The sequence below is a fragment of the Pedobacter sp. SL55 genome, from assembly GCF_026625705.1.
GTDB lineage: Bacteria > Bacteroidota > Bacteroidia > Sphingobacteriales > Sphingobacteriaceae > Pedobacter.
In genome coordinates, this window is sequence record NZ_CP113059.1 from 2,055,952 (window position 1) to 2,079,010 (window position 23,059).

Consider the following 23,059-nt stretch of genomic DNA (forward strand, 5'->3'; position numbering starts at 1 on the left):
TGGAATAAAAGTGAATTACAAATATAGGAAAGCATTTGGGCCAACGCTAAAAAGCCGGAGCAGGATTAAGCCCCAACTCCGGCAAATATCAGCCTTAAATATTTTTTAGTTAATTGCTTGGTAATAATACTTGATCAATTACATGAATTACTCCATTGGTAGTAACTAAATTTGCTGATGTAATGGTAGATGCAGAGGGATTGCCGTTTCCTTTAACTTTGGCACCGCCAGTTAAGGTAATCGTTAAATTTCCAGATTGTAAAGTAGTAGGTCTTGCACCTTCTGTTAAATCACTAGAAAATACTCTACCTGCCACTACATGATAGGTAAGAATATTGGCAAGTACTGCTGGATCTGCGGCAGCTATAGCGGCAGTAGAGGCAAAGCCTGCATTAATAAAGGCTTGGTTGGTTGGTGCAAAAACAGTGTAAGGGCCTGCGCCAGAAAGTATCTGCGCTACATTGGTATTGCCTTGGCTAGCTCTTAAAACTGCAGCAACTAAAAAGCTAAAATTTTCGTTTGCCTGAGCTGTTTCAACAATGTTGCCACTTGGCGGCATAATTACCTTGTTAATTACATGGATAACGCCATTGCTAGCATTGATATCGGCTGTAGTTACTGCCGCTCCGTTTACAAAAACACCCGACGAGTTTTTCGTCACAAACACATTAAGGTTTGCGGCGGTAGCTACAGCGGTGTTGCTTGCCATAGGAATGGCAGACGAAGGTGTGCGATTAGGTAGAACGTGGTACAATAAAATTTTTGCTAGTGTTTCTACCGGCATCGCATTAATTTTTGCCTCGGTATCTAGCCCAGCGGCTACAAAAGCGGCATTGTTTGGGGCAAAAACCGTAAATGGCCCATTACCCTGTAAGGTAGCAGTAAGATTGGCTCTTATAAGAGCTGCTTCTAGAAGAGAGAAATCTGCATTACCAACAACCACACCAGTAATGGTTTGGTCTTGAGGGTTGTCATTGTTCTTTTTGCAAGAAGTAAATAGTGCAAAAAAGCATAGTAGTACTACTGCCGTAAACTTAGAGAATTGAAGTGTTTTCATATTTTTTAAATTAGTTTTATTTTGTACTATGGCAACAACAATAATGGTTTTAAAAAGTTTTTTATTACACTAATTTTTTTGAAAAAAAGTATAATTCACAGCTTAATGGTTTTTTATTGTACTATTTTTCTACTTTTGAATTTAAACTTTAAGGGAATGTCTTACAGCTTGGTTAAAGAAATAGTTTCGTTGCTAGAAATTTTTGAAGGCGAAGAAGTTCCTTCATCACGACATAATTTAAACGGTTTTTTATCGTGGTTGCAACAAAGAAGACCCCACTTGGTGCAAATGGAAGAGCCAAATTTGGCCGACAAACACCAAGGTCGTTCTGCCGATGGTGTGATCAATACTTCATTAGTACATTTGTATAGGTATGCCAAACTTTATGCAAAAGAGGCCATTTCGGGATCTGCTTTTTCTACTCCCGACGAGATGTTTTACCTACTTAGCCTAGCTAACAATGGTGCAATGACTAAAAGTACCTTAATTAAAGATAACGTACATGAAAAATCTGCCGGAATTCAAATTATCAATAGGTTAATTTCAGCGGGATTTGTAATTCAAGAGGCAAATGAAAAAGACAAGCGTAGCAGGCTAATCCAACTTACAGCACAAGGACAAATTGCCATCGATAATAGCTTAAATGAAATGCGTGTAGCTTCAAAACTTGTTACAGAACCACTTACTGCAATAGAAAAAGCAGAGCTAATTCGTTTACTGCTTAAATTGGAAGACTTTCATGAAGGTAAATTTCGTGTTTAGGCTTGATAGTTAGGGAAGTCCGAAAGTTAGGCAAGTCTGAAAGTTCGACGATAACGCGGCTAGGCAAATTTTTAAATAGTCCGAAAGTCAGGGAAGTCTGAAAGTTCGATGATAGGGAGGCTAGGCAAATCTCCAAAAAACCAAAACCCAAAAAACCAACCAACTGATCAACGCATTAGCCGCCTTGCTACGATTTTACACCAGCTGTATAAAAATAGCAACGTAATGATCCTTGAAAAATTAGCCTCTATTTCCAACCAATTAGTTTCTGTGGCTAGGTAGATTGATGATAACATCAGCCAGCAGAATCCATTAAAATAGTGCCTACTTAGCGGGTATGTCCACCGTTTAACATTTCCATTAGCGTTCTTTCCAATCGGTCAAAATTTTCTTCGTTTTTGGGGATTACGAAATTTTTCATTTTGGCGCACTCCTCTGCCGTGGCAAAAATCATACGAAACGAAATACAAGATGTGGAAGGGGTAGTTGCTTCAAAACCTATTTCCATATCAAAAAAGGGTTTAGAATGTCTGGTCCAAGCTACCAGTTGGTTGGGTATTACAGTTTTAAATATAGAAGAATTTTCATAGTTGCCTTTTTCGGGACCATGCATAGTGAGTAGCCACTTTCCTTCTGGGCGTAAATCAAATTCATGTATGGTGTTCGTAAATCCTTCTGGTCCCCACCACGTTTTTAAATGCAAAGGATTGGCAAATGCTTCATAAACTGTTTCTAAGGGTGCGTTTAGCACTCTAGAGCTGTATATTTCAAAGCTTGTTTCTTCATTCATAGCTTTTTGTTAACTGTAAACACTTTTCTTGTTGCAGGTATTTGTCACTTGTTTAATTTCAAACTTAAAATTTTTATTCATCATCTAAAATTTAACTCTCATAAAAAGATATTCTTTTATCATCTCAAAAACATCATCATTGACGCCGTTAGCGCTATATTATGCTGAGCAAATGAAACCTTTTGATGGTTTTTTAGCGGCTCTTATGAAATAAAAAGCGATGTAACAATTACAGTATCATATCAATAGTTTGTGCATCTACTTACTCTAATTGGGTAAAAATGACAACGCAATTATACTTGGGGAATTTTTTTGCCAAGCATAAAAAGTGGCTTTGTGGTGTAAAATCACATAAATTTTATAAAGGCACAAAATTTGGCAAAGAGGAGTTAACGTGTGCGGGTTCGCTTGCACCTAGTTTTTATATAGAGCAAGTATGAAAAAAATTTTATTAAGTTTTGGGCTATGCGTAATGCTAGCAATAGGTGTGCAAACAGTTAGTGCACAGGTTAAAATTGGCGACAATCCAACAACCGTTAACAAAGCCTCTATTCTTGAGTTAGAACATAGCAGTAAGGGTTTGCTTTTTCCAAGGGTAAATCTTACCAATACCACCAGTTGGGGCTTGGCCGCGGGCAGTACGCCTGTTGCTGGTATGGTGGTATATAATACTAAAACTGTGGCTACTGGTTTTTCTGGAACTGTAGCTTATCCGGCATTATTGCCAGATGGTACCGGCCTTTATTATTGGGATGGTAATGGATGGGTTGCTGCAAAAGGAATGAAAGGTGACGCAGGTGTAGTAGGAGTGCAAGGTATGCCGGGCACAACTGGTACACCAGGTACTCCAGGTACACCGGGAGGGCCAGCGGCGGGCATTACCATTGTAACTAATGACACAGGAACATGGGTTTATAACCCTACAACCAATACTTGGACTAATATTAACGGTAGTGCAGGTGCTGCTGGGGCAACTGGTGCTGCTGGCCCTCAAGGCGCTACAGGCGCTAACGGTGCAGATGGTAAATCTGTAACTGGCGGCGCAGGTACACCAGGTGCTACAGGTGCAACAGGAACCAATGGCGATACTTATATAGATGTTACTAATGGCGATGTGTATACTTATAACGGTACTACATGGAACGTAACAGGAAACATTAAAGGTGCAACTGGCGCTGCTGGCCCTCAAGGCGCTACTGGCGCTAACGGTGCAGATGGTAAATCGGTAACTGGCGGTGCAGGTACACCGGGTGCTACAGGTGCAACGGGTACCAGTGGCGATAGCTATATAGATGTAACCAACGGCGATGTGTATACTTATAATGGTACTACATGGAACGTAACTGGAAACATTAAAGGTGCAACTGGCGTAGCAGGAGCAACTGGTGCAACAGGTACATTTGTAGCTACGGTAGACAATGGTTTAAATTTCTCTACACCAACCAATATTCAATTGGGAGGTGTTTTAACACAACCAATCACAACAATAACTACAAACACAACTGCTGGTAGTAACACTTTAGCTATCGCTGGTTTACAGGCTAGCAATAATACTACAGATAAAATTGTAGTGGCTGATGCTACAACTGGAGTTTTAAGGGTTAAAGATGCCAATGCCAGCAAAGTGGTAAAAATTAATACAGCTTACAGTGCTTTGGCAGATGATGCAACCATATTAGCTGATGCAACCTCAGCTCCTTTTACTTTAACCATACCAACGGCAGCAAGCAGTGCGGGCAGAATTATAACCATCCGTAAGGTAGATGTTACCTCCAACCTGCTCACGTTTAGCCAAACCATCAAATTAAATGAGGTGGATACTTTTACAGGCGTAAATTATAGTACAACAATCCGTATCCAAAGCGATGGTACTGATTGGTATATGATCGACTAGAAGTTATCAGTTGCAGGTTGCCTTCACACACAGGGCTTCCTGCAATGCATAACTTATAACTACTCCTAATCTTTTTAATAATCAATTGGTTCAAACCATTACAAAGGAACGATGAAAAATAATACGTTGAGAACAGCACTATGTGGAGCCCTAATAACCATGGCTGGCTATAGCGCAAACGCACAAAATAAAGAGTTAAAAGTGGGTACAAACCCTACCATTAAAGAGCCTTCTGCAGTATTTGAAGTTGAAAGTGCCAACAAAGGGATGTTATTGCCTAGGGTAGCTTTAACCAGTTTAACAGATGTAACTACCATTGCCAACCCTGCAGACGCCTTAACGGTTTTTAATACGGCCTTTAATGGTGTGGCGCCAAATAATGTAATCCCAGGTTATTACTACTGGAGTGCTACTGATAATAAATGGATCAGGTTATTGGATAAAGAGCCTGTGCAAGATTTACGCTTTGTAGGAAGAAACAACCACGTAACACAAGACGCCGGAGTTAACGAAAATGGTACAAGCCTAGGCTCAGGGCAAGACAATATTGCCATAGGCAGGTCGGCAATGCGCTTTATTGCAGCGGGTAGTAGAAATATTGCAATAGGTAGTTCTCTTGGAGATTTGGAAAATGGAAACGATAATATTGTAATTGGAAATAACTCCGGAGGTTATCTTCAGAACGAAAGTAATAACATCATTATTGGTAATTCAATGGCTTCCTTAAGCGGTACCGATGGTGGAGGCAATGCAATTACGCTTTCTAACAGTTTAAGAATAGGCAATTTTTTATATGGTTTATATGACAGCAATACAGGTAAAGCTAGAACCTTGGTGGGTGATTATTTTTATAGTTCACCGACTGATAATGTTTTTAAAGAAACATTTAATATCGGCTCTGGCGGGCTTTGGATTAAGGATATCAATTCGTCCGCCTATACCAGTAGCGATGCCGCCGATAAAATAATAGTAGCCGATGCTGATGGCGTTTTGAAAACTACTGACGTAACCGGTTTAGCTATAGAACCTTGGAACCAAGCTACAACTGCTACTACCAAAGCAACTTCTAATACTCAGAATATTTATCAAGATGGTAAAGTAGGAATTGGTAATTTCGCTACGGCTAACCCTATTGCTGATTTAGATATTCGTGGTAACGGAACGCTACGTGTTGGACTGCCTCACGCTGATGAATTGAATGGCTCATCGCCTGTAGGTAATTACTCTATTGCTACTGGAGTTCATAATAAGGTTCCATCAGATGTGTCTAGTTCTTTTGGTCAAGAGAATATAATAACTGGTGACGTTTCTATGGCTTGGGGACAATACAATAAATCAACAGGCTTTCTTACTACAACTTACGGATGGTCTAACGAAAACGAAGGGCTTCTAGGTACAATGTTCGGTTTTGGCAATAAGGCATCGGCAACCAGTCAGTTAGTGTTTGGTAGATTTAATGCCATAACAGCAGCATTTCCTTCAACTTCTGTCGAACCAAATGATCCAATATTACAAGTAGGTAATGGTACTCAAAGTGATAGGTCAAATGCATTAACTTTACTTCGCAATGGTAAAGCAGTTTTCGGGGTTTCTGCAGCTGGAAACTTGGCGATGCCAACAGAATTATTAGATTTAGGTGGTAGTGCCAATATAGGTAGTGGTGGTTTAAGGATTAGAAACATCAACTCGGCTGCTTATACCAGTACCAATGCTGCAGATAAAATAGTTGTAGCCGATGCCAATGGCGTGTTAAAAACGGCTACCGCAGCTGCACCTCAATTTTTCTACACCCCATCATTGGTGTTGCCAACAACTAGTACCGATTTGCCAAGCTATGTAACCTTTGCGGGTGGTACATTTACGGTAGACTTACACGCCGTTTATGCTAACCAATTCGGGATGACAGGTAATGTGGCTGGCCCAACGCGTTCGGCAATTAAAAGTGCTTCGGCAACTACTTTGCCAGCACTTGGGGCTGCTGCCTTAGAATATTTTGTAACTTATTTCGATAATACCGTATTTGATCCAAATAGCATTACATTATCCGACGCTGGTATTTTAACTTATCAGGTTTTGGGTTCGGCCGCGGTTACTGAAAAAACGTATATGAATATTGTGTTTAAAATAAAATAACCTTAATAGATCGACTAGGTTTAATTCCTGTAAGTTTTAAAGCTTGCAGGAATTTTAATTAACAAAACCTAATAAAATTGGACTGTGGAGAGAGATTTAGTCAGTCAAAAAAAATGTAACTAAATGAAAAAGATACTTTTAGTAATTTTTTGTTTGTTGGTAAGCAAAATTGCTTTCTCACAACAAACCATGTATTGGTTCGGGGGAGCAGGAAACTGGAACGATTTATCGCATTGGTCGTTTCAATCTGGTGGAGGGGTGCACCCTACGTTGGGATTACCTTCATCTGTACCTACTGCCGATACCCATGTAATTTTTGATGGTAACTCGGGTTTAAATGCAACAGGTACAACAACTGCTCAGTTGGCGGCACGCACCGTTACCTTAGGTTCTGAGGTAGTAATTAGATCTTTAACTTTTGATGCGAGTATCGCAACCGCCAATCCAAGAATTAGCAACGGTTTTAATATCCGTGTAACCGAAGATGTAACCCTGCAAGCTGGTGTTTCTATACTTAATGCATCATTTGCCATAGCCATGGAGCCAGTAGTGGCTACCACAACTACTTTAACCTTAAACGGAGCAGTAGTCCCTTTATTTAGTAAAGGAGGGGCAGGTACCTTAAATATCAACGGTGTAATTACCAGTGGCAGATATAACTTTGCACAAGGTATTGCAAATTATTTAGCACCTACGGCAACTTTTAACGTTGGTTTAGCAAGTTTTTCGCTAACTGTAGTAAACAGCGCCATCTTAAATGCACCCAACCTCACCAATTTAGATACCAGAGGTAACGTACAGATTTCGGGTACGGCTCAATTTAATGCACCCCTGCTTGAACATTGGATCAGAACAGGAGCAAATAATAATACGATTTCTATTTTGGACAATGTTCATCTCAACTTACCAGCATTAAAAACCTGGGAGTTTGCCAATATGGCACCAGGCACAGCTACCGCTACCATTACTATTCCGGACGCTACTGTGGTAACCGCCAGAGGTAATTGGAGTTTTGTGGGAAACCTCAATGCTGGTACTTCCGAGTTTCATGTAGAGGGCACGGAGTTTCGTACAAAGGCCGCTACGGCAGTAAATAAAGTGTTTATGGAAAACCCTGTTGCTACAACTGCTGCGAATATTTATGGCACAGGTTCTACCATCAATGAATTACACTTTGTAAGTTCAAATGGTTACTTTCAAAACGGAATGACCATTGGTAAATTGTATTTAGCTCCTTCACGAGCGTATACTATTTACCGTAATAGTATGCTTACCATTACAGAAAACATTATAGACAGCACACCAGACTGCCAACCTTTTTGGCAGATTTACAGTAGCGAAACAGCATTTATTGCCCGCATTAACAATGCCTCGGGTAATCCAATTAACTTAGAAAACGCCATTTTAACCCGTATTAATGTTACCAATGGGGTAATTAATGTGGTGGGGGTTGATAATGGCAACAATTCTACCATTGGTACTACCTTAAATTTTGTAGAGCCACCTGCAAAAACCATTTATTGGGTGGGTGCTGCTGGCGATGATGAATGGAACAATCAGGCCAATTGGTCGGCAACTTCTGGTGGTGCAGGAGGTTTTTGTTTACCCACACAATACGACGATGTGATCTTCGATAATAATTCGGTAGTTGCATCGGGCTCAGTGAAAATTACCGCAAACAATGCTTTCTTTCATGACATTACTGTACAAAACAATGCACCAGTATTCAATTTTGTGCGTGGCGGTACTGGTGCCACAAATATGACCTGCTACGGTTCTTGGTACATGCGTTCGGGTATGGTAGTTGCTGTAGATAATGTCCAGTTCCGCTCTGCTGATATGGGCGAAACTATTACCAGTAATGGTTCGTTTTTTCGGATCACTTATTTTCAAGGTTTAGGTGGTTGGACATTTCAAGACAGCTTTCAAACGCAAGCTAACAATAATTACCACCTGTATTTTAGAGGAGCTAGCTTAAACACCAACAACCAAACGGTTTTTATAGGTGGCAACTTTATTGGTAATGAGACAATTACTCCCGCTGTTACCAGAAATTTAATTTTAGGTAGCTCACAAATTTCTTTGGTAACACAATGGCTATATAATGCAACTGTTAATACCTTAAATGCAGGTACATCTCACATTACGCTAAGAAATGGAGACCAGTTTTATGCACTTGCCAATCATGTGTATTATGACGTTACCTCTAACATACCAACACCAACAACTACCACCAGTCTTACTATTCTTGGTGCAAATGTTACTTACCATAATTTCCATGTTTTTAATCAATTGGCAGATTTTCAGAATACCATTACCGCCAACGAAATTAGGATCATGCCAGTGCAGTTGCGAGCTAGTTTATTGTTTAGAGGTTCGGTAACTACCAATATTTTAGAAATTCAAAAAAATGGGCTTTTTAGAGCTTTCAATAATGTATTGGTTACCGTTAATCAGAATTTTATTACCCATACCTTAGATTGCCAAGGTTTAATGGAAATGTATGTAAACGGCAAAACTCCTGGTCAGTTTTTTAGGTTCCGGTCGGCCAATAATGTTTTTGTACCCAATGTTTGGATGACGGGCGTTAGTGCCGATTTAACTTCGGGCGCCACTTACACTGCAACTGGTTTAGAAGATACCGATGTAACCAATTGGACCTTTACCGTGCCGCCAGCCAAAGAATTGTATTGGATTGGTGTAGCCGATAACAATTGGAACAACGGTTTAAACTGGACTACCAACAGTAATGGTGTGCCTTCTCCTGGCGGATGTGTGCCTACCAAATACGATAATGTGCATTTCAATAGTTTTTCAACGGGTAATTTGCCAATTAATATCTTAGATCAACCCGCTTATTTCAATAACCTAATTGGTCATAGCGATGCTCCATCGGGTATTACCATTACTTCTGTATTGGGTATCGAAGGCTATGCTTACGGTAATTTGATACAAATGGCACCAAACATGACCTTTGTGAGATTGAATTTGATGGGCGATGCGAACAACGGACAGTTAATTAATAATGGTACTTCCGCTTTTGGTCACCTTACTGTAAATAATGCCAATGCCAATTGGGTGTTTACGGGTAATACAAGGGTAACCAGTACCTATTCCCAAATAGGTGCAACGGTAACGGTAAATGGTACATCGTGGACTGGTGGGAATATACAAATCAATGGTATCGCTTTAAATTTGAATGTACAAACAGTTACGGCTAACCAGATCATACTAACTAAAGGAGCGTTAAAAGCTTCAGATTTAACGATGACTTTAACAGATATTTTTTCTGGAGCAGGAAACAATGCTACAGCAAACGCACGTTCTTTAGATATCCGTAACTCAAACATCACGGTAGCGGTAGATTGGTTATATTACAATTTGGCAAGTGCTACCTTGCAAGCTACTGGCTCAACCATTAAATTTGGCCGAAACTTTTGGGGACAAAGCGGTCATGAGTATGGCACTATTGAAACAGGAGAAACCACCTACGGAGCAGGTTCTGCTTGGTATTTAAGGGGTGGTATTAAAGCTAATAGAGTGGTGGTTAACCATTCTAAATCGATATTGGATAATAATACCTTCGGAACCTTGTTTTTAAAACCAAGGGGCTATACCTTATGGTTAGGTAATAACTCTACCCAAACCGTTACTGAGCACTTGTACTTAAGTGGTACGCCATGTTTAACAAATGTATTAAGAGCCGGTACCGAAACAGGCGCTACACAGGCCTCGGCAATAGCTACTATCAACTATACCAATGCCACACCAACAGTTGCTAATGTAGGTAATACCTTTGATTATGTGCGTGTTGGTGGTATAAACGCAAGTAACTCTAAATTATTTTTGCAGGTAAATGCTACCCAATTGGGCTTAAATACCAATGTAGAAAATCTTGCAGGTATGCCAGGGTTAGTAGGCTTAGGCCCAGATGTAAACTGTCAGGTAATTGATCCGGCTAATGCCAGCACTTATACGATTACCGCAGATCAATTTTCTGCCGGGCCCGAAGCTACTTTTGTGTGGTATAAACGAATGGGGGGCGTGTTTCAAAATCTAAACTTACCAAGTACCACCCGAGCAATTGATGTTCGCAATTTTGGATATGATGGGGTGTATAGGGTAGAATTATTATACGATCCTTTAAATCCAGTAGTGGCCGAGAGATGTCCGCAAGCTGATGAAATAACCGTAAGCTATACGCCTAACATTGTAGGTATTTCAGCAGGTGCCGATAATTTGGCCTTCTGCGATGATGCCACTCCCACCATTGGCAATCTGCAAATAGATCCTGCCACTACCAGTTTTATGACGAGTACTAGTGCAATACTAGAATGGTATGCAGCATCCACTGGCGGATCACCATTAGCAAGCAATACTCCATTAACAAACGGAATGTATTACGCTAGCTTAAAGTCTGTAAATAATTGTTATAGCGCTATTAGAACACCCGTAACCGTAACTTTTTATGCGAAACCTACGGCCAATGCTGGCCCAGATCAGCGTAGATTTAATACTGTATTTACCATGGTCGCCAATCAACCAGCTGTGGGTACAGGGACTTGGTCGGTAGTTACAGGTAGCGCAACTATTGCCAACCCATCTGCCTATAACACCTCGGTAACTATTACTTCTGGAGATAAAGTAGAGCTACGATGGAGCGTAAACAACAATGGTTGTATGGTAGCAGATGAGGTAAAATTATTTATTGTAAAAGGGGTGGCTACTAACCCAGCTATAAGAAGCAGAGCTATGCAGTAGGCCAAACTCTCGCAGATATCGCAATTACATTTAATTGATAAAAAGAGTTAAGATTTTAGGAATAGCTAATTCTATGAAATCTTAACTCTTTTTTAATGTAATCTGAATATGGGTGTAAATTCTTCTTTTAGAACGCAGCGTGCCCCGTATCGATTTATCGGTAGCGAGTGGATGCTAATGATCTGCAAAGTAAATCTTTAAATAGGTTTCTTTGGTAAAAGTTATTCCAAAGATTTTTCCTATCGTCGAAAATGACGACCATTTTCACTCAATTCTTAATGCAATGAATAGATAATCAATTAAAAACGTCCAGAATTCAAGTTAACTAAATTACATTGAACTTTAGCTGAATTAAATTGGTTTTTTGATCTTCATTTCATCTTTTTTCTAAACATTTCATTTCAGAAGAATATGATAAATATCTACTCCGTCAACATCCTTGAAATTCCTCAATTTTCCCCAATTAATTAGGGTATTGTTTCGTTGGTTAAAGATGATTGTGGCTTTAAATATTTGATTTTCAGTGTTTTTTAGCTGTTTGCCCCCGTTGTCGCTATATAGGTATAGCTTTTGTTTATTGAAACAAAACTTACACTTGTGGCGTCTGCATTAGATCTCAAAGTTAAATATAGCCTATACCTATGAAAAACATTATTGATAAAAAAGAAACCATTTTAAGGGCTTCGCTGCAATTAATTATTGATTTAAGTCGCTACCCTAGTTTTACAGGTCTTTCCGAGTACGACAATAGGTTATGGTATCCTTATGTCTATACTCTTTTAGTGCTACCTAGTTTAAAATTTAACCCTCTGCCAAAAAATCCAAATTATTCATCTACCTATGAAAATTAACTTATTAAAAACGGCCTTATTTGGCTTGCTTTTACTTTTAACGCAAGTTGCTTTTGCTATTGACTTCTACTGGAAAAGCACCGGCCGTGCCGATCAAAACTATACCAATGCAGCCAACTGGGAGAGTGCACCTGGTTCTGGTATACCTGCCAATGGAGCATTGGCACCACAATCTACAGATGATGTTTATTTCCCGGTAGGTAATGCAACGCAAACTGTAAATATGGTAGCTGGAGCGGCGGCGAGAAATTTCAATGTGTTGGCTACGGGAGTAATTACTTTTACTACTACTAACGCAATAAGTGTTTACGGCAACTTCACTTCTAATGGTAAGCACATGTTTACTGGCGGAGTTGGTTTTAATTTTTTAGGTGCCGATAACCATACTATAAATATGGGTGATAATGCCGCTCATAGTACAACTGCATCTATTACTTTTAACGGAACAGGAACCTATACGTTATTGAGCGATTTGAATTTGCCGGGTACAGCCATCGCAATTAGCAATACCACGTTTGTGGCCAACGGTTTTTGGATACAGGTAAATCGGTTTACAATTTCACCTACTATTACTGGTACTAAAACCATTAATTTAGCCAATAGTAAGCTAAGCGTAAATGGAGGTGCAAGTAACGTTGGCGCATTAGTTTTTGGCGCAAGCCCAGCCACCACCAGCTACAACTGGGCAAATGCAGAAATTTATATTAACCAAGCAGGTAACAGCACATTTATCAATACGGGCAGTAATTCAACAACCAATGGTACGATAATTAACGGCATTAAATCCATAACTTTTAACGAAACCACCCCAGGTATTGCATCAGAACATATTCGCAACAATTCTAACTTTGTTTTTGGCGTAACTGATTTTAACATCAACGTAGCTGCATTTAATACCAGCGGCAATGGTTTAATGCTCAATATTACCAACCTTAATTTGCAAAAGCCTGTAGATATTGCATCAACAGGTGCTTTAAAGTTAAACGTAAATGCAATTAACGAAGTGGCTAGTTGTGTAGGGCAATCAAGTTTACGTTCAGAAGGTGCTACGCCTATTGCTTTCAATGCTACGGCCCCTATCAATACTTCAAATATTGGTTTTAAAAGCGTAGCTTTTTCGGGGAGTACGCTTACCATGCCTATCAATAATGATTTGGGCTTAAATACGGGTACTTATACCACAACGGCAACAGCCACTTCACGCTCGTTTTATTGGGTGGGCGGTACCGGAAATTGGAACGACCCCACTAAATGGTCTATTTTAGGAAGTGGGGGTGCCGCACAAACTACTGCTGGCTGTTTGCCCACTTACAATGATGATGTATATTTTGATGCCGCTTCGTTTACTACGGCAGGCCAAACCGTAACCATAGGCGGTGGCGGTACGAGCAGTAATCAAGCTTATGCCCGTAATGTTTACTGGATAGATCCAAATATTAGAGGAAGATTAACAGGCGGTGCATTAAACATTAATGGTAGTGCAGATTTTTCTGGAAGTACAGCTGTAGCGGCTGCTTTAGTGTATGTGGGTGGTGGTAGCCACACCATAAAATCTGGCAATACGGTTTACACCTCAGGCTTAATGCAGTTTTTTGGAACAGGTACTTATACCTTAACAGACAACTTAATTGGCGGATCAAATACAGGGCTACAAATTGCTGCTGGTACTTTTAATAGTAATGGCAAAACCATCACTGCCGATAGATTTTCAAGCAGTTCATTACCTGCTGTTGCTAATAATTTACGGCATATTGATTTTTCTAATTCTGTTTTAACTTTTAGCAGGGGCGATGCATCAGGTATAGGTCCGTTTACATTGTCAACAGCCTATTTAGGTTCATTTAACGCCACAGGTTCTGTCATTAATATCACCAGCGCAGACAATCCACAGTTTATTATTAATGGTTATGTTAATAATAGTACAGTTATGTTAACTAGCCTAGCTATTAATGATCTTAATTTTACGGCTACTACAGGTAACCCATTATTTTCTCATGCGGGCGTGCTTAATTTTTCTGCCAATAACGTAAGTTTTAATTCCAATGGCAGAATTGGTCAAATGAATGGAACAACGGCATCGCATAGCGTAAATAATTACAATTTTACTGCAGGCCGAGTATATACTTTTTCTTCTTCTACATCTAGTGCTGCGCCTACATATACGGTTGTAAATAGCATCAATAGCAACAGTGTAGGTAGTTGCGCTCCCAAAATATCCTTGCAGTCTTCAACAGCTGGTGGAAGAGTGAAGTTATATAAGGCAGCTCTGCCATTTACAGTGAACAATGCGATTTTAAAAGACATCAACTCAACAGGTGTAACTTTAAGTGTTCCGGGTGGAGAAGATTTGGGCAATAACCTAAATGTAGCTATCACTGCAAATGCCTCACAAAATTTTTATTGGGTAGGTGGTACAGGAAATTGGACCGATCCTGCGCATTGGAGTATCGATGTTTCTGGTGGCAATCCTGCTGTAACAAATATCAACAATTGTATTCCTGGTTTGAGTGATGATGTTTTCTTTGATTCAAACTCATTTACAGTCAATAGCCAAACTGTAACCATTGACAATAATGCCAGTTGCAGAAACATGCTTTGGGAAAATACAGTTAGCGCAAGAACACCTATTTTTGCTGGCGTTAATGGCTTAAACTTGTACGTTTATGGCTCGGTTACACTAGCGCCTAATATGACTTTTCCATTTGAAGGTGTATGGGTGATGAGAGGAAACTCTTTGGCAGTAAACGCTAATGCCATTACTACCAATGGTGTATCGGTAAGAAGCATACTGTTGCTAGATGGAGGTGGTAGATACGATGTTTTGGATAGTTATAATTCTAATCGTAACATTAGGTTTCTTTTTGGTCAGTTTTATGCCAATGGAAACAATATTACAGCGACATCTTTAAATTTGCAGGTTACGAGTAGTAACAGTGCAGATATTTCAAATTCCACAATTACATTAAATGGTACTGACGGGACAAATACCTATGTCGCAGCTCATAGCTCAACAACCAATTGGAATGCTACAGGTAGTACAATTAATGTAAATGTTAGGGGTATTCCGATTTCGGTTCCAGCAGGAGTAACTATCGAATACGGTACTATGAATGTGAACCAAAGTATATTGGCTAATTTAAGTAGTGGTAGCGGGACTGTAAAGTTTACCAATCTCAATTTTTTAAGACCAACCAGTATGCTTAGTGGTCGTTTTATTGTAGATAATTTACGTTATACAAATTCTTCTGATAATATAATTGGAGCAGGCAGTACAGTAACCGTTACCAATACGTTAACTGCAAATGGTACGCCATGTAATCCTATCAGGTTTAGATCGGGTACGGCGGGTACACCTGCAACTTTGATATCCACGTTGTGTAATTTTGATATTAAATTTGCCCGTTTAACAGACATTACCGCTGGTGGTACTTGTACGTCTGCACAAAATAAGGTAATAGGGGATGATGCGGGTGGTAACAGCAATTGGACATTTTCTAACGTTAGCGGTTTCGAATATTTAGGGGCAGACCAAGTTTTAACCTGTAACCAATACCCATACACTTTAAGTACCGCAAGTTTTAACCAAGATGCTACCGCTTACCAATGGTTTAATGGTGCAACGCCAATTGCAGGTGCAACCAATGCAACCTATGATGTAACTGGTCCGGGTACTTACAGTGTAACGGTTACTTATGGGTCTGGCTGTAATTTAACAGATGCCATTACGCTAGGGCTAACACCTAGTCCGGTGCTAAATGCAGCAGAGATTTTTGCTTGCGAGACTACCACTGGAACGGGTAGTGGTACTTTTAGTTTAAGTGATGCTAATGCGCTGTTGGTATCTAATCCCAGCAACTATAGCTTTACTTATCACGCCACATCGGCTGATGCCATTGCAAATGCCAATCCGTTATCGTTGGCTTATGTAAGTACCAGCAAAACTATTTATGTTAGGGTTGTAGAAACCGCTACTGGCTGTTTTAGCACTAGGAATGTGGTGTTAACCGTTAGACCAAAGGTATTGCCAACGGCGGCAGCCAACCAAAAAATATGTGCAACGGTGCATACTACACTCGCTAAGATTACAATTACTGGAACTGATATAAAGTGGTACGCCGATGCAACAAGCACAACGGCATTGCCTACAAGTACTTTATTGGTAAATGGCGCTACGTATTATGCTACACAAACCGTAAACGGCTGTGAGAGCGATAGAATTGCTATAACGGTAAGGTTAGAAAATTGTGCGTTAGTCAATCCATCTATCAGGGCTAGGGCAATAAAATAGCAACTCAATTGGGTTTAACAGCAACATAGGGAAAACAATTTGGGTTTACTATTTAAGTACATGCCTACGGTTAATTTTGAAAGTATTTCTTCTAGTTTGTTGAAAGTTAAAACGGATTAATTGAGTAGTAATCAAGGGGCTTATGAGTATACTATTGCTCAAAATGGGGAATTTTTACTTTTTAAAAATTGCCTTGTAACGCTATATCACACCGTTTTAAAAGATTTTTTTTTGGTACAACTATTGGCTATGGCTATATCAGTGTTTTAGCAAAACTTCCATAATTATGAAGAATTACATAAAAATTATAGCAAGCATTTTATTCTCGGTTGCAGGCTTGCAAACAGTTAATGCGCAGGTTAAAATTGGCGACAACCCAACAACTATTAACAAAGCTGCTATTCTTGAGTTAGAGCATAACAGCAAAGGCTTGCTATTTCCAAGGGTAAACCTTACCAATACCACTACTTGGGGCTTGGCTGCAGGTAGTGTGCCAATGGCTGGTATGGTGGTGTATAATATTAAAACAACAGCTGCCGGCTTTACAGGAACAGCAACTTATCCAGCGTTATTGCCAGATGGAACTGGTCTTTATTATTGGGATGGTACTGGCTGGGTTGGTGCAAAGGGAATAAAAGGAGATACAGGAGCACAAGGAGCAACGGGCGCACAAGGTCCGCAGGGCATCCAAGGTTTAACAGGTGCTACTGGTGCGCAAGGCGAGGTTGGCCCAATGGGAGCAACGGGAGCGCAAGGTCCGCAGGGCATCCAAGGCTTAACAGGTGCTACTGGTGCGCAAGGCGATGTTGGCCCAATGGGAGCAACGGGCGCACAGGGTCCGCAGGGCATCCAAGGTTTAACAGGTGCCACTGGTGCGCAAGGCGAAGTTGGCCCAATGGGAGCAACAGGCGCCCAAGGTCCGCAGGGTATCCAAGGCTTAACTGGTGCAACAGGTGCGCAAGGCGAGGTTGGCCCAATGGGAGCAACGGGAGCGCAAGGTCCGCAGGGCATCCAAGGCTTAACAGGTGCTACTGGTGCGCAAGGCGAGGTTGGTCCAATGGGAGCAACTGGTGCAACAGGCGCTACAGGAACTTTTGTAGCTACGGTAGACAATGGTTTGGAGTTTTCTGACCCCGCCAAAACAAACATTCAATTGGGAGGTATTTTAACACGCCCAGTTACAACAATTACTACCAACACAACGGCAGGTAGCAATACGTTAGCCATTGCAGGTTTACAACTAGGGGTAACTACAGGTGCAACACCAGATAAAATCTTAGTTTCCGATCCTACAACAGGAGTACTTAAACAAATAGATCAGTCGGCGTTAGCCGTAGAACCTTGGTTTAACCAAGCTAATGCGGGGCAAAAAGCAACATCAAATACTGATAATATTTACCAAACAGGTAGCGTAGCTATTGGCAAAAACGCCGTGCAAACCGGTGCAGCACTGGATGTGGAAGGTGCAGTGCGTGGCGGTTCAACTCAAGGAACAGGTGTGGTGTCTGGCACAGTAGGTGCAAACTCTGTAGCTTTTGGTACAGGAAACACGGCTTCTGGTTTAGGCTCGGTAGCGTTAGGTGGTGAACACGTGGCTTCTGGAGACTATGCAACATCATTGGGATGGAAGAACGAAGCTTCGGGCTTTGCCTCTTCGGCTTTTGGAGAGAACAATTTTTCAACTGAAGGTTTTGCAATGACATGGGGTCAGTACAATACATCTTCAGCACCACATTCTACTACTTTCGGTCAATATAATACTAACTCTGGATACAGGGCAACAATTTTTGGAGAAAACAATACGGGATCTTCAGGACACCAATTGGTTTTTGGACGATATAATGCCATTACAGGCGGAAATATTTTAAATTGGATAGGTTCTGATCCCTTATTGCAAGTGGGTAACGGTAGTAATGGTAGCAGGTCAAACGCATTGACTATCTTAAAAGATGGAAAAATTGGAACTGGGCCTGCAATTGCACCTACCGAAAGCTTTGACGTGGGTTCAGGAGGTGTAAGAATTAGAGATATCAACGGTTATTCAAGTACCGATGCTACAGATAAAATTGTAGTAGCGGATGCCGATGGCGTATTAAAAACAAAAAATTCTTCGTCACTTAATGATAACGATTGGCACATCACAGGCAACACTGGTACAAATCCATCTAACCATTTTTTAGGTACAACAGATGTTAATTCCTTAAGGTTTAGAGTAAACAATCTTCCAGCTGGTCACATTGGCCTAGATAATTATTCAGGTGCAGAGGATGCAAACGTTGCCCTAGGCTATAGAGCTGCAGGTGATGTACTTCAAAAAATAACATCTACGGGTAGTTATAGAAAAAACACCGCTATTGGTCATAATGCAATGGGAGATGGTACGGGCATTGCTGTAGAAAATGTGGCTTTAGGTTTTAGAGCAGCCGCTCCTTTAGGTAATGGTAGTAACCGCAATGTTTTTATAGGTGGAGCAACAGCAACAAGTATGACCAACTCAGTTAATAACGTTATTGTTGGTCAATCAGCTGCATTTACGGCAAGCCAAGGAGGTAGAGATAATGTGTTTCTTGGTAAGAATGTGGCCGCTAATCCAGCTACTTTAGGAAATTACAATACTTTTCTAGGTTCTAATTCGGGTTTTAATGCTACAGGTAGTGGAAATATTTTAATCGGTTATCAAACAGGTTCGTCCCATACTGGAGATAATAGGTTAATGATAGATGTTAGTGGTACAAATACTCCCTTGCTTGATGGTAATTTTGCTACGAGAGTTTTAACCATTAACAATACTTTAAAAGTAGCAGACTTAGCTACAGGTGCAGCAGCAACTACAGGCAATAGGCCAGTGGTGGCAGGTGCCGATGGCCAGTTGATGATAGGAACGGCGCCGGCTAGCATTACTACCAATAACGGTGTAACCAAAAACACCACAACCTCAGAGATAGAATTAGGTGGTGCCTTAAATAGAGCTACAGAAATTAATACCACAGCTGCACACACCTTAGCCATTACCGGTTTACAAAATGGGGCTTTTAAGGATAAAGTAGTAGTATTAGATCAAAATAATAAATTAAAAACGGTATCTGCTGCGGCACCTAAAGTATTCTGGTCGCCTTCTGTAAACATCATTACTGATGATACAGACCCAGCTTTTGGAACTTTGGATTTGTACACCATCTATCAGTCGCAATTTGCCAGTCCAATGGTAAGTAGTTCGGGTGCTACCGGAAGCATTCCAACGTATAGCAATAGCGAGTTAGAGTACTACGTAACTTGGTATGACAATACGGTATTTACCAATGTGGCTATCAGTGCTGCAGGCGTACTTACCTATCAGGTAATTAGCGGTGCAACACCTACGTCAAAAACATTTATGAACATTGTGTTTGTAGTAAAGTAATGTGAATTACAGCTGTTTTTGGAGGCACCAAATTTAGCAATTGATTTTTGAATGGGGAATTGATGATATGAGGATTGTATTGCTCTAACTGGGAAAATTCAACAACAACAATTAACCGCTGCTGGCCAAAGCTCAGTTAAAAGTGCTCTCTATCAATAGGTTTAGCACGGTTTTTAATTGTAGGCACAAATTTTGGATTAGGCTTGCATGGGTGTAGGTGTAAATTTTGATGATGCCATTTTTGTTTTGACCACAATTTTTGCACCACCACGAATACTTTGCTTGATGATTGATGCACCAGGTAGTATGCAATAAATAAGAATGAACTGATTAAGAATATGATGAAAAAAATACTTGTACTGGCTTTATTTTTAACCTGTTTCCAACTGATGGTTAAGGCACAATCGCCAACCTATATTAATACCACATTTAACATTAATGCTGGTGTTCCGGTAACTTGGTACGGCGATGTAACCTTTGGTCCAGATGCCGTTGTTTACATTGAGGATGGCGCAATGGCAATTTTCTACGGGAAAAACATGACCATAGACCCTTCAGCCCGTTTTATCTCGCTGCCTAGTAACGGTCAAACGGGTACAGGTGTATTTATCTTTAGAGCAAATAATCCGCTATATGCAGGTTATCCTTTACAGCAAAATCTAAACGGGGGCTATACTTCAGGTATCGATCCTTCTTTGCCTAATATCGAAATTGATAATAGCGATGGTGTATCTCTTTTGGGCAATACCCGTGTTACCAATACAGTTAAGTTTACCGCTGGACATTTATTCTTAAATAACTTTAATTTAGTTTTAGATAATGATGCCCTATTTAATGGTTATGATGTAACCAAGCATGTGGTAACCAATGGTACTGGTGTGGTGGTAAAAGAAAACCTTGCCAATAGTGCTTCGTTTTTGTTTCCGGTAAGTATTGCTGGCTTAGACTATACACCTGTTACCGTAAGTAACCAAGCGGTAGCTAGAAACATTAATGTACAGGTTAAAGACTATACCACAAGCGCAGCCACTGAGACCACCTTTGCCACCAAAGGTATGGACAGAACTTGGCAAATTAGCAGTAATATTGCTGGAGCGGCCAATGTTACCTTGCAGCACAACGCTGCTACAAATACTAATGGTGCTGGCACCAACCAAAGTGCCTTTAACAATACTTTGGCTTTTGTTAGTCAGCAGCTTTCGCCTGGGGTGTGGAGCAGCAATTGCAATGGTACAGATGGTGGTTCGCCAATTAGTATAAACGTGGGCGCTAATATGGTACTGCCAAGCACTGTAGATGCCACTGCTTTTTTTACTAAACAAACCGTTAGCTGCACAGATTTAATGGTTGCTAAAACCGTAAATAATGCAGCGCCAATAGTGGGTTCAAATGTAGTGTTTACCATTACCGCTACCAATTTAGGCGTAGCTGATGCCACCGGAGTTAAAGTAGACGACCTGTTGCCTAGTGGCTATACCTTTGCAAGTTCTACAGTAACAACTGGTAGCTATAACGCGGCTACAGGTGTATGGACTATCGGTAACTTAGCCCGTAATGCTACAGCAACCTTAACAGTTACGGCTACAATTAATGCTTCGGGTAATTATGCCAATACAGCTGTAGTTAGTGGTAATGAAACAGACCCTAACTTAACCAATAATACGGCCACGGTAACACCTATACCAGGGGTGTTACAAGCCAATTTAGGGGTGTTAAAAACAGTTAGTAATGCCAGCCCAACCATTGGCGATAATGTTACTTTTACCGTTGTGGTAAATAATGCTGGGCCAAACAATGCAACTGGTGTAACAGTAAATGATCAGCTTTTAGCTGGCTACACCTTTGTAAATGCCACTACTACTGTAGGAGCATACAACAGTACCACAGGTGTTTGGACCATAGGAGCCTTAAACAACGGTGCAAGTGCAACACTAACCATTACCGGAAGGGTAAATGCCACCGGGCCTTATGGCAATACGGCAACGGTATCTGGTGCAGAACTAGATCCAGTACCGGGCAATAACAGTTCTACAGTTACACCTGTGCCAAATGCAGCCATGGTTGATTTAAGTGTCCTAAAAACGTCAGCTTTTGTGGCTACGGCCATTGGCGAAGCTTTTGAATACACTATTCAAGTGAAAAACATAGGTGCCTACTTGGCTACTGGAGTGGTAATGACAGACATTTTGCCAGCTAACCTTAACTATATTTCTGCTAGCACCAGTTATGGTACTGCTTCGTACAGCGCTGCTTCAAAAACAGTATCATGGAATATTGGTAGCTTAGCTGTTGGCGCAACCATTGAGCTTACTTTAAGGGTAAATACCAATGTAGCAGGAATAATAAGGAACACCGCTACGGTGAGCAGTACAGAAACTGATGTAAATTTAACCAACAACACCTCAACACATTCGAAACAGATTTTGGGGCTACAGATACCAAACGTAATTACACCAGATGGTGATGGTAAAAATGATACCTTCAAAATTCCAGGTTTGGCCGCTTATCCAGATAATAACCTAATTATCTATAATAGATGGGGTAACGAAGTTTGGAAGAGCAATGGCAGGTCTTATCAAAACGAATGGACTGGTAATGGATTAAACGGCGGTACCTATTACTATGTGCTAAAATTGAAAGACGAAACAGGTAATTGGCAAGTATTTAAAGGCTGGGTTACTTTGCTAAAAGATTAGTGTTTTTTTTAACTAGAAGAGAAAGGCTATCCATTTTTTGGGTAGCCTTTTTTATGTGTTCCGCCAGTTGGAGTTTGTAATTGAGGGTATTCGAAGCCTGGTGTGCGAGTGGTTTTATTGAGGCTGTCTCAAAATTCGCTCGTCATCTCGAACGTTAGAGAGAGATCTGCTTCAGAAATGCTTCTGAAAGAGATTTAACTTCGTTGATTTTCAATTTACTTCGTAGACCTTTGGTTCTCCTCCTTTGATCGTCGAAATGACGGAATTATTTTACTTTTGAGACAGCCTCTGATAGAAGTTTAAAAGAGAGGAGGCTGTCTCAAAAGTCACTCGTCATCTCGAACGCTAGAGAGAGATCTGCCTCAGAAGTGATTCTGAAAGAGATTTCTCCTCCTTTGATCGTCGAAATGACGGCATTTTTTTACTT

At 40.5% G+C, this 23,059-nt stretch carries 10 protein-coding genes; 8 read left to right on the forward strand and 2 right to left on the reverse strand.

The window, feature by feature from the left end:
• Positions 1 to 109: 109 nt before the first annotated feature.
• Entirely contained in the window at positions 110 to 1,057 is a 948-nt protein-coding gene (locus tag OVA16_RS09220) for a fasciclin domain-containing protein (RefSeq protein ID WP_267765063.1), read from the reverse strand.
• A 156-nt stretch (positions 1,058 to 1,213) separates the two neighbouring features.
• On the opposite strand from OVA16_RS09220, the gene OVA16_RS09225 reads away from it, so the two are divergent.
• Complete coding sequence (locus OVA16_RS09225) at positions 1,214 to 1,819, forward strand: MarR family winged helix-turn-helix transcriptional regulator (RefSeq protein ID WP_267765064.1); 606 nt, start codon at positions 1,214 to 1,216, stop codon at positions 1,817 to 1,819.
• A 328-nt stretch (positions 1,820 to 2,147) separates the two neighbouring features.
• Here OVA16_RS09225 and OVA16_RS09230 read toward each other — a convergent pair whose 3' ends face one another.
• Complete coding sequence (locus tag OVA16_RS09230; RefSeq protein ID WP_267765065.1) at positions 2,148 to 2,609, reverse strand: SRPBCC domain-containing protein; 462 nt, start codon at positions 2,607 to 2,609, stop codon at positions 2,148 to 2,150.
• 436 nt (positions 2,610 to 3,045) lie between these two features.
• Between OVA16_RS09230 and OVA16_RS09235 the strand changes: the two genes are divergently transcribed.
• From OVA16_RS09235 to OVA16_RS09265, 7 genes are all read left to right on the forward strand, one after another.
• Complete coding sequence (locus tag OVA16_RS09235; RefSeq protein ID WP_267765067.1) at positions 3,046 to 4,503, forward strand: hypothetical protein; 1,458 nt, start codon at positions 3,046 to 3,048, stop codon at positions 4,501 to 4,503.
• Positions 4,504 to 4,614: 111 nt separating this feature from the next.
• A complete protein-coding gene (locus tag OVA16_RS09240) occupies positions 4,615 to 6,636 on the forward strand; it encodes a hypothetical protein (RefSeq protein WP_267765068.1) in 2,022 nt (673 codons plus the stop codon).
• Positions 6,637 to 6,759: 123 nt separating this feature from the next.
• On the forward strand, positions 6,760 to 11,397 hold the full coding sequence (locus OVA16_RS09245; protein WP_267765069.1) for an immunoglobulin domain-containing protein: 4,638 nt from the start codon (positions 6,760 to 6,762) through the stop codon (positions 11,395 to 11,397).
• Positions 11,398 to 12,038: 641 nt separating this feature from the next.
• Entirely contained in the window at positions 12,039 to 12,248 is a 210-nt protein-coding gene (locus OVA16_RS09250; protein ID WP_267765070.1) for a hypothetical protein, read from the forward strand.
• Positions 12,238 to 16,536: a beta strand repeat-containing protein gene (locus tag OVA16_RS09255; RefSeq protein ID WP_267765072.1), complete on the forward strand. Its 4,299-nt coding sequence runs from the start codon at positions 12,238 to 12,240 to the stop codon at positions 16,534 to 16,536. Before OVA16_RS09250 ends, OVA16_RS09255 begins: the two co-directional genes overlap by 11 nt.
• 286 nt (positions 16,537 to 16,822) lie before the next feature.
• Positions 16,823 to 19,936 (forward strand): hypothetical protein, encoded by a 3,114-nt coding sequence (locus OVA16_RS09260; RefSeq protein WP_267765074.1) that lies wholly within the window; start codon positions 16,823 to 16,825, stop codon positions 19,934 to 19,936.
• Between the two features lie 338 nt (positions 19,937 to 20,274).
• Positions 20,275 to 22,632 (forward strand): gliding motility-associated C-terminal domain-containing protein, encoded by a 2,358-nt coding sequence (locus OVA16_RS09265; protein ID WP_267765077.1) that lies wholly within the window; start codon positions 20,275 to 20,277, stop codon positions 22,630 to 22,632.
• Positions 22,633 to 23,059: the final 427 nt, after the last annotated feature.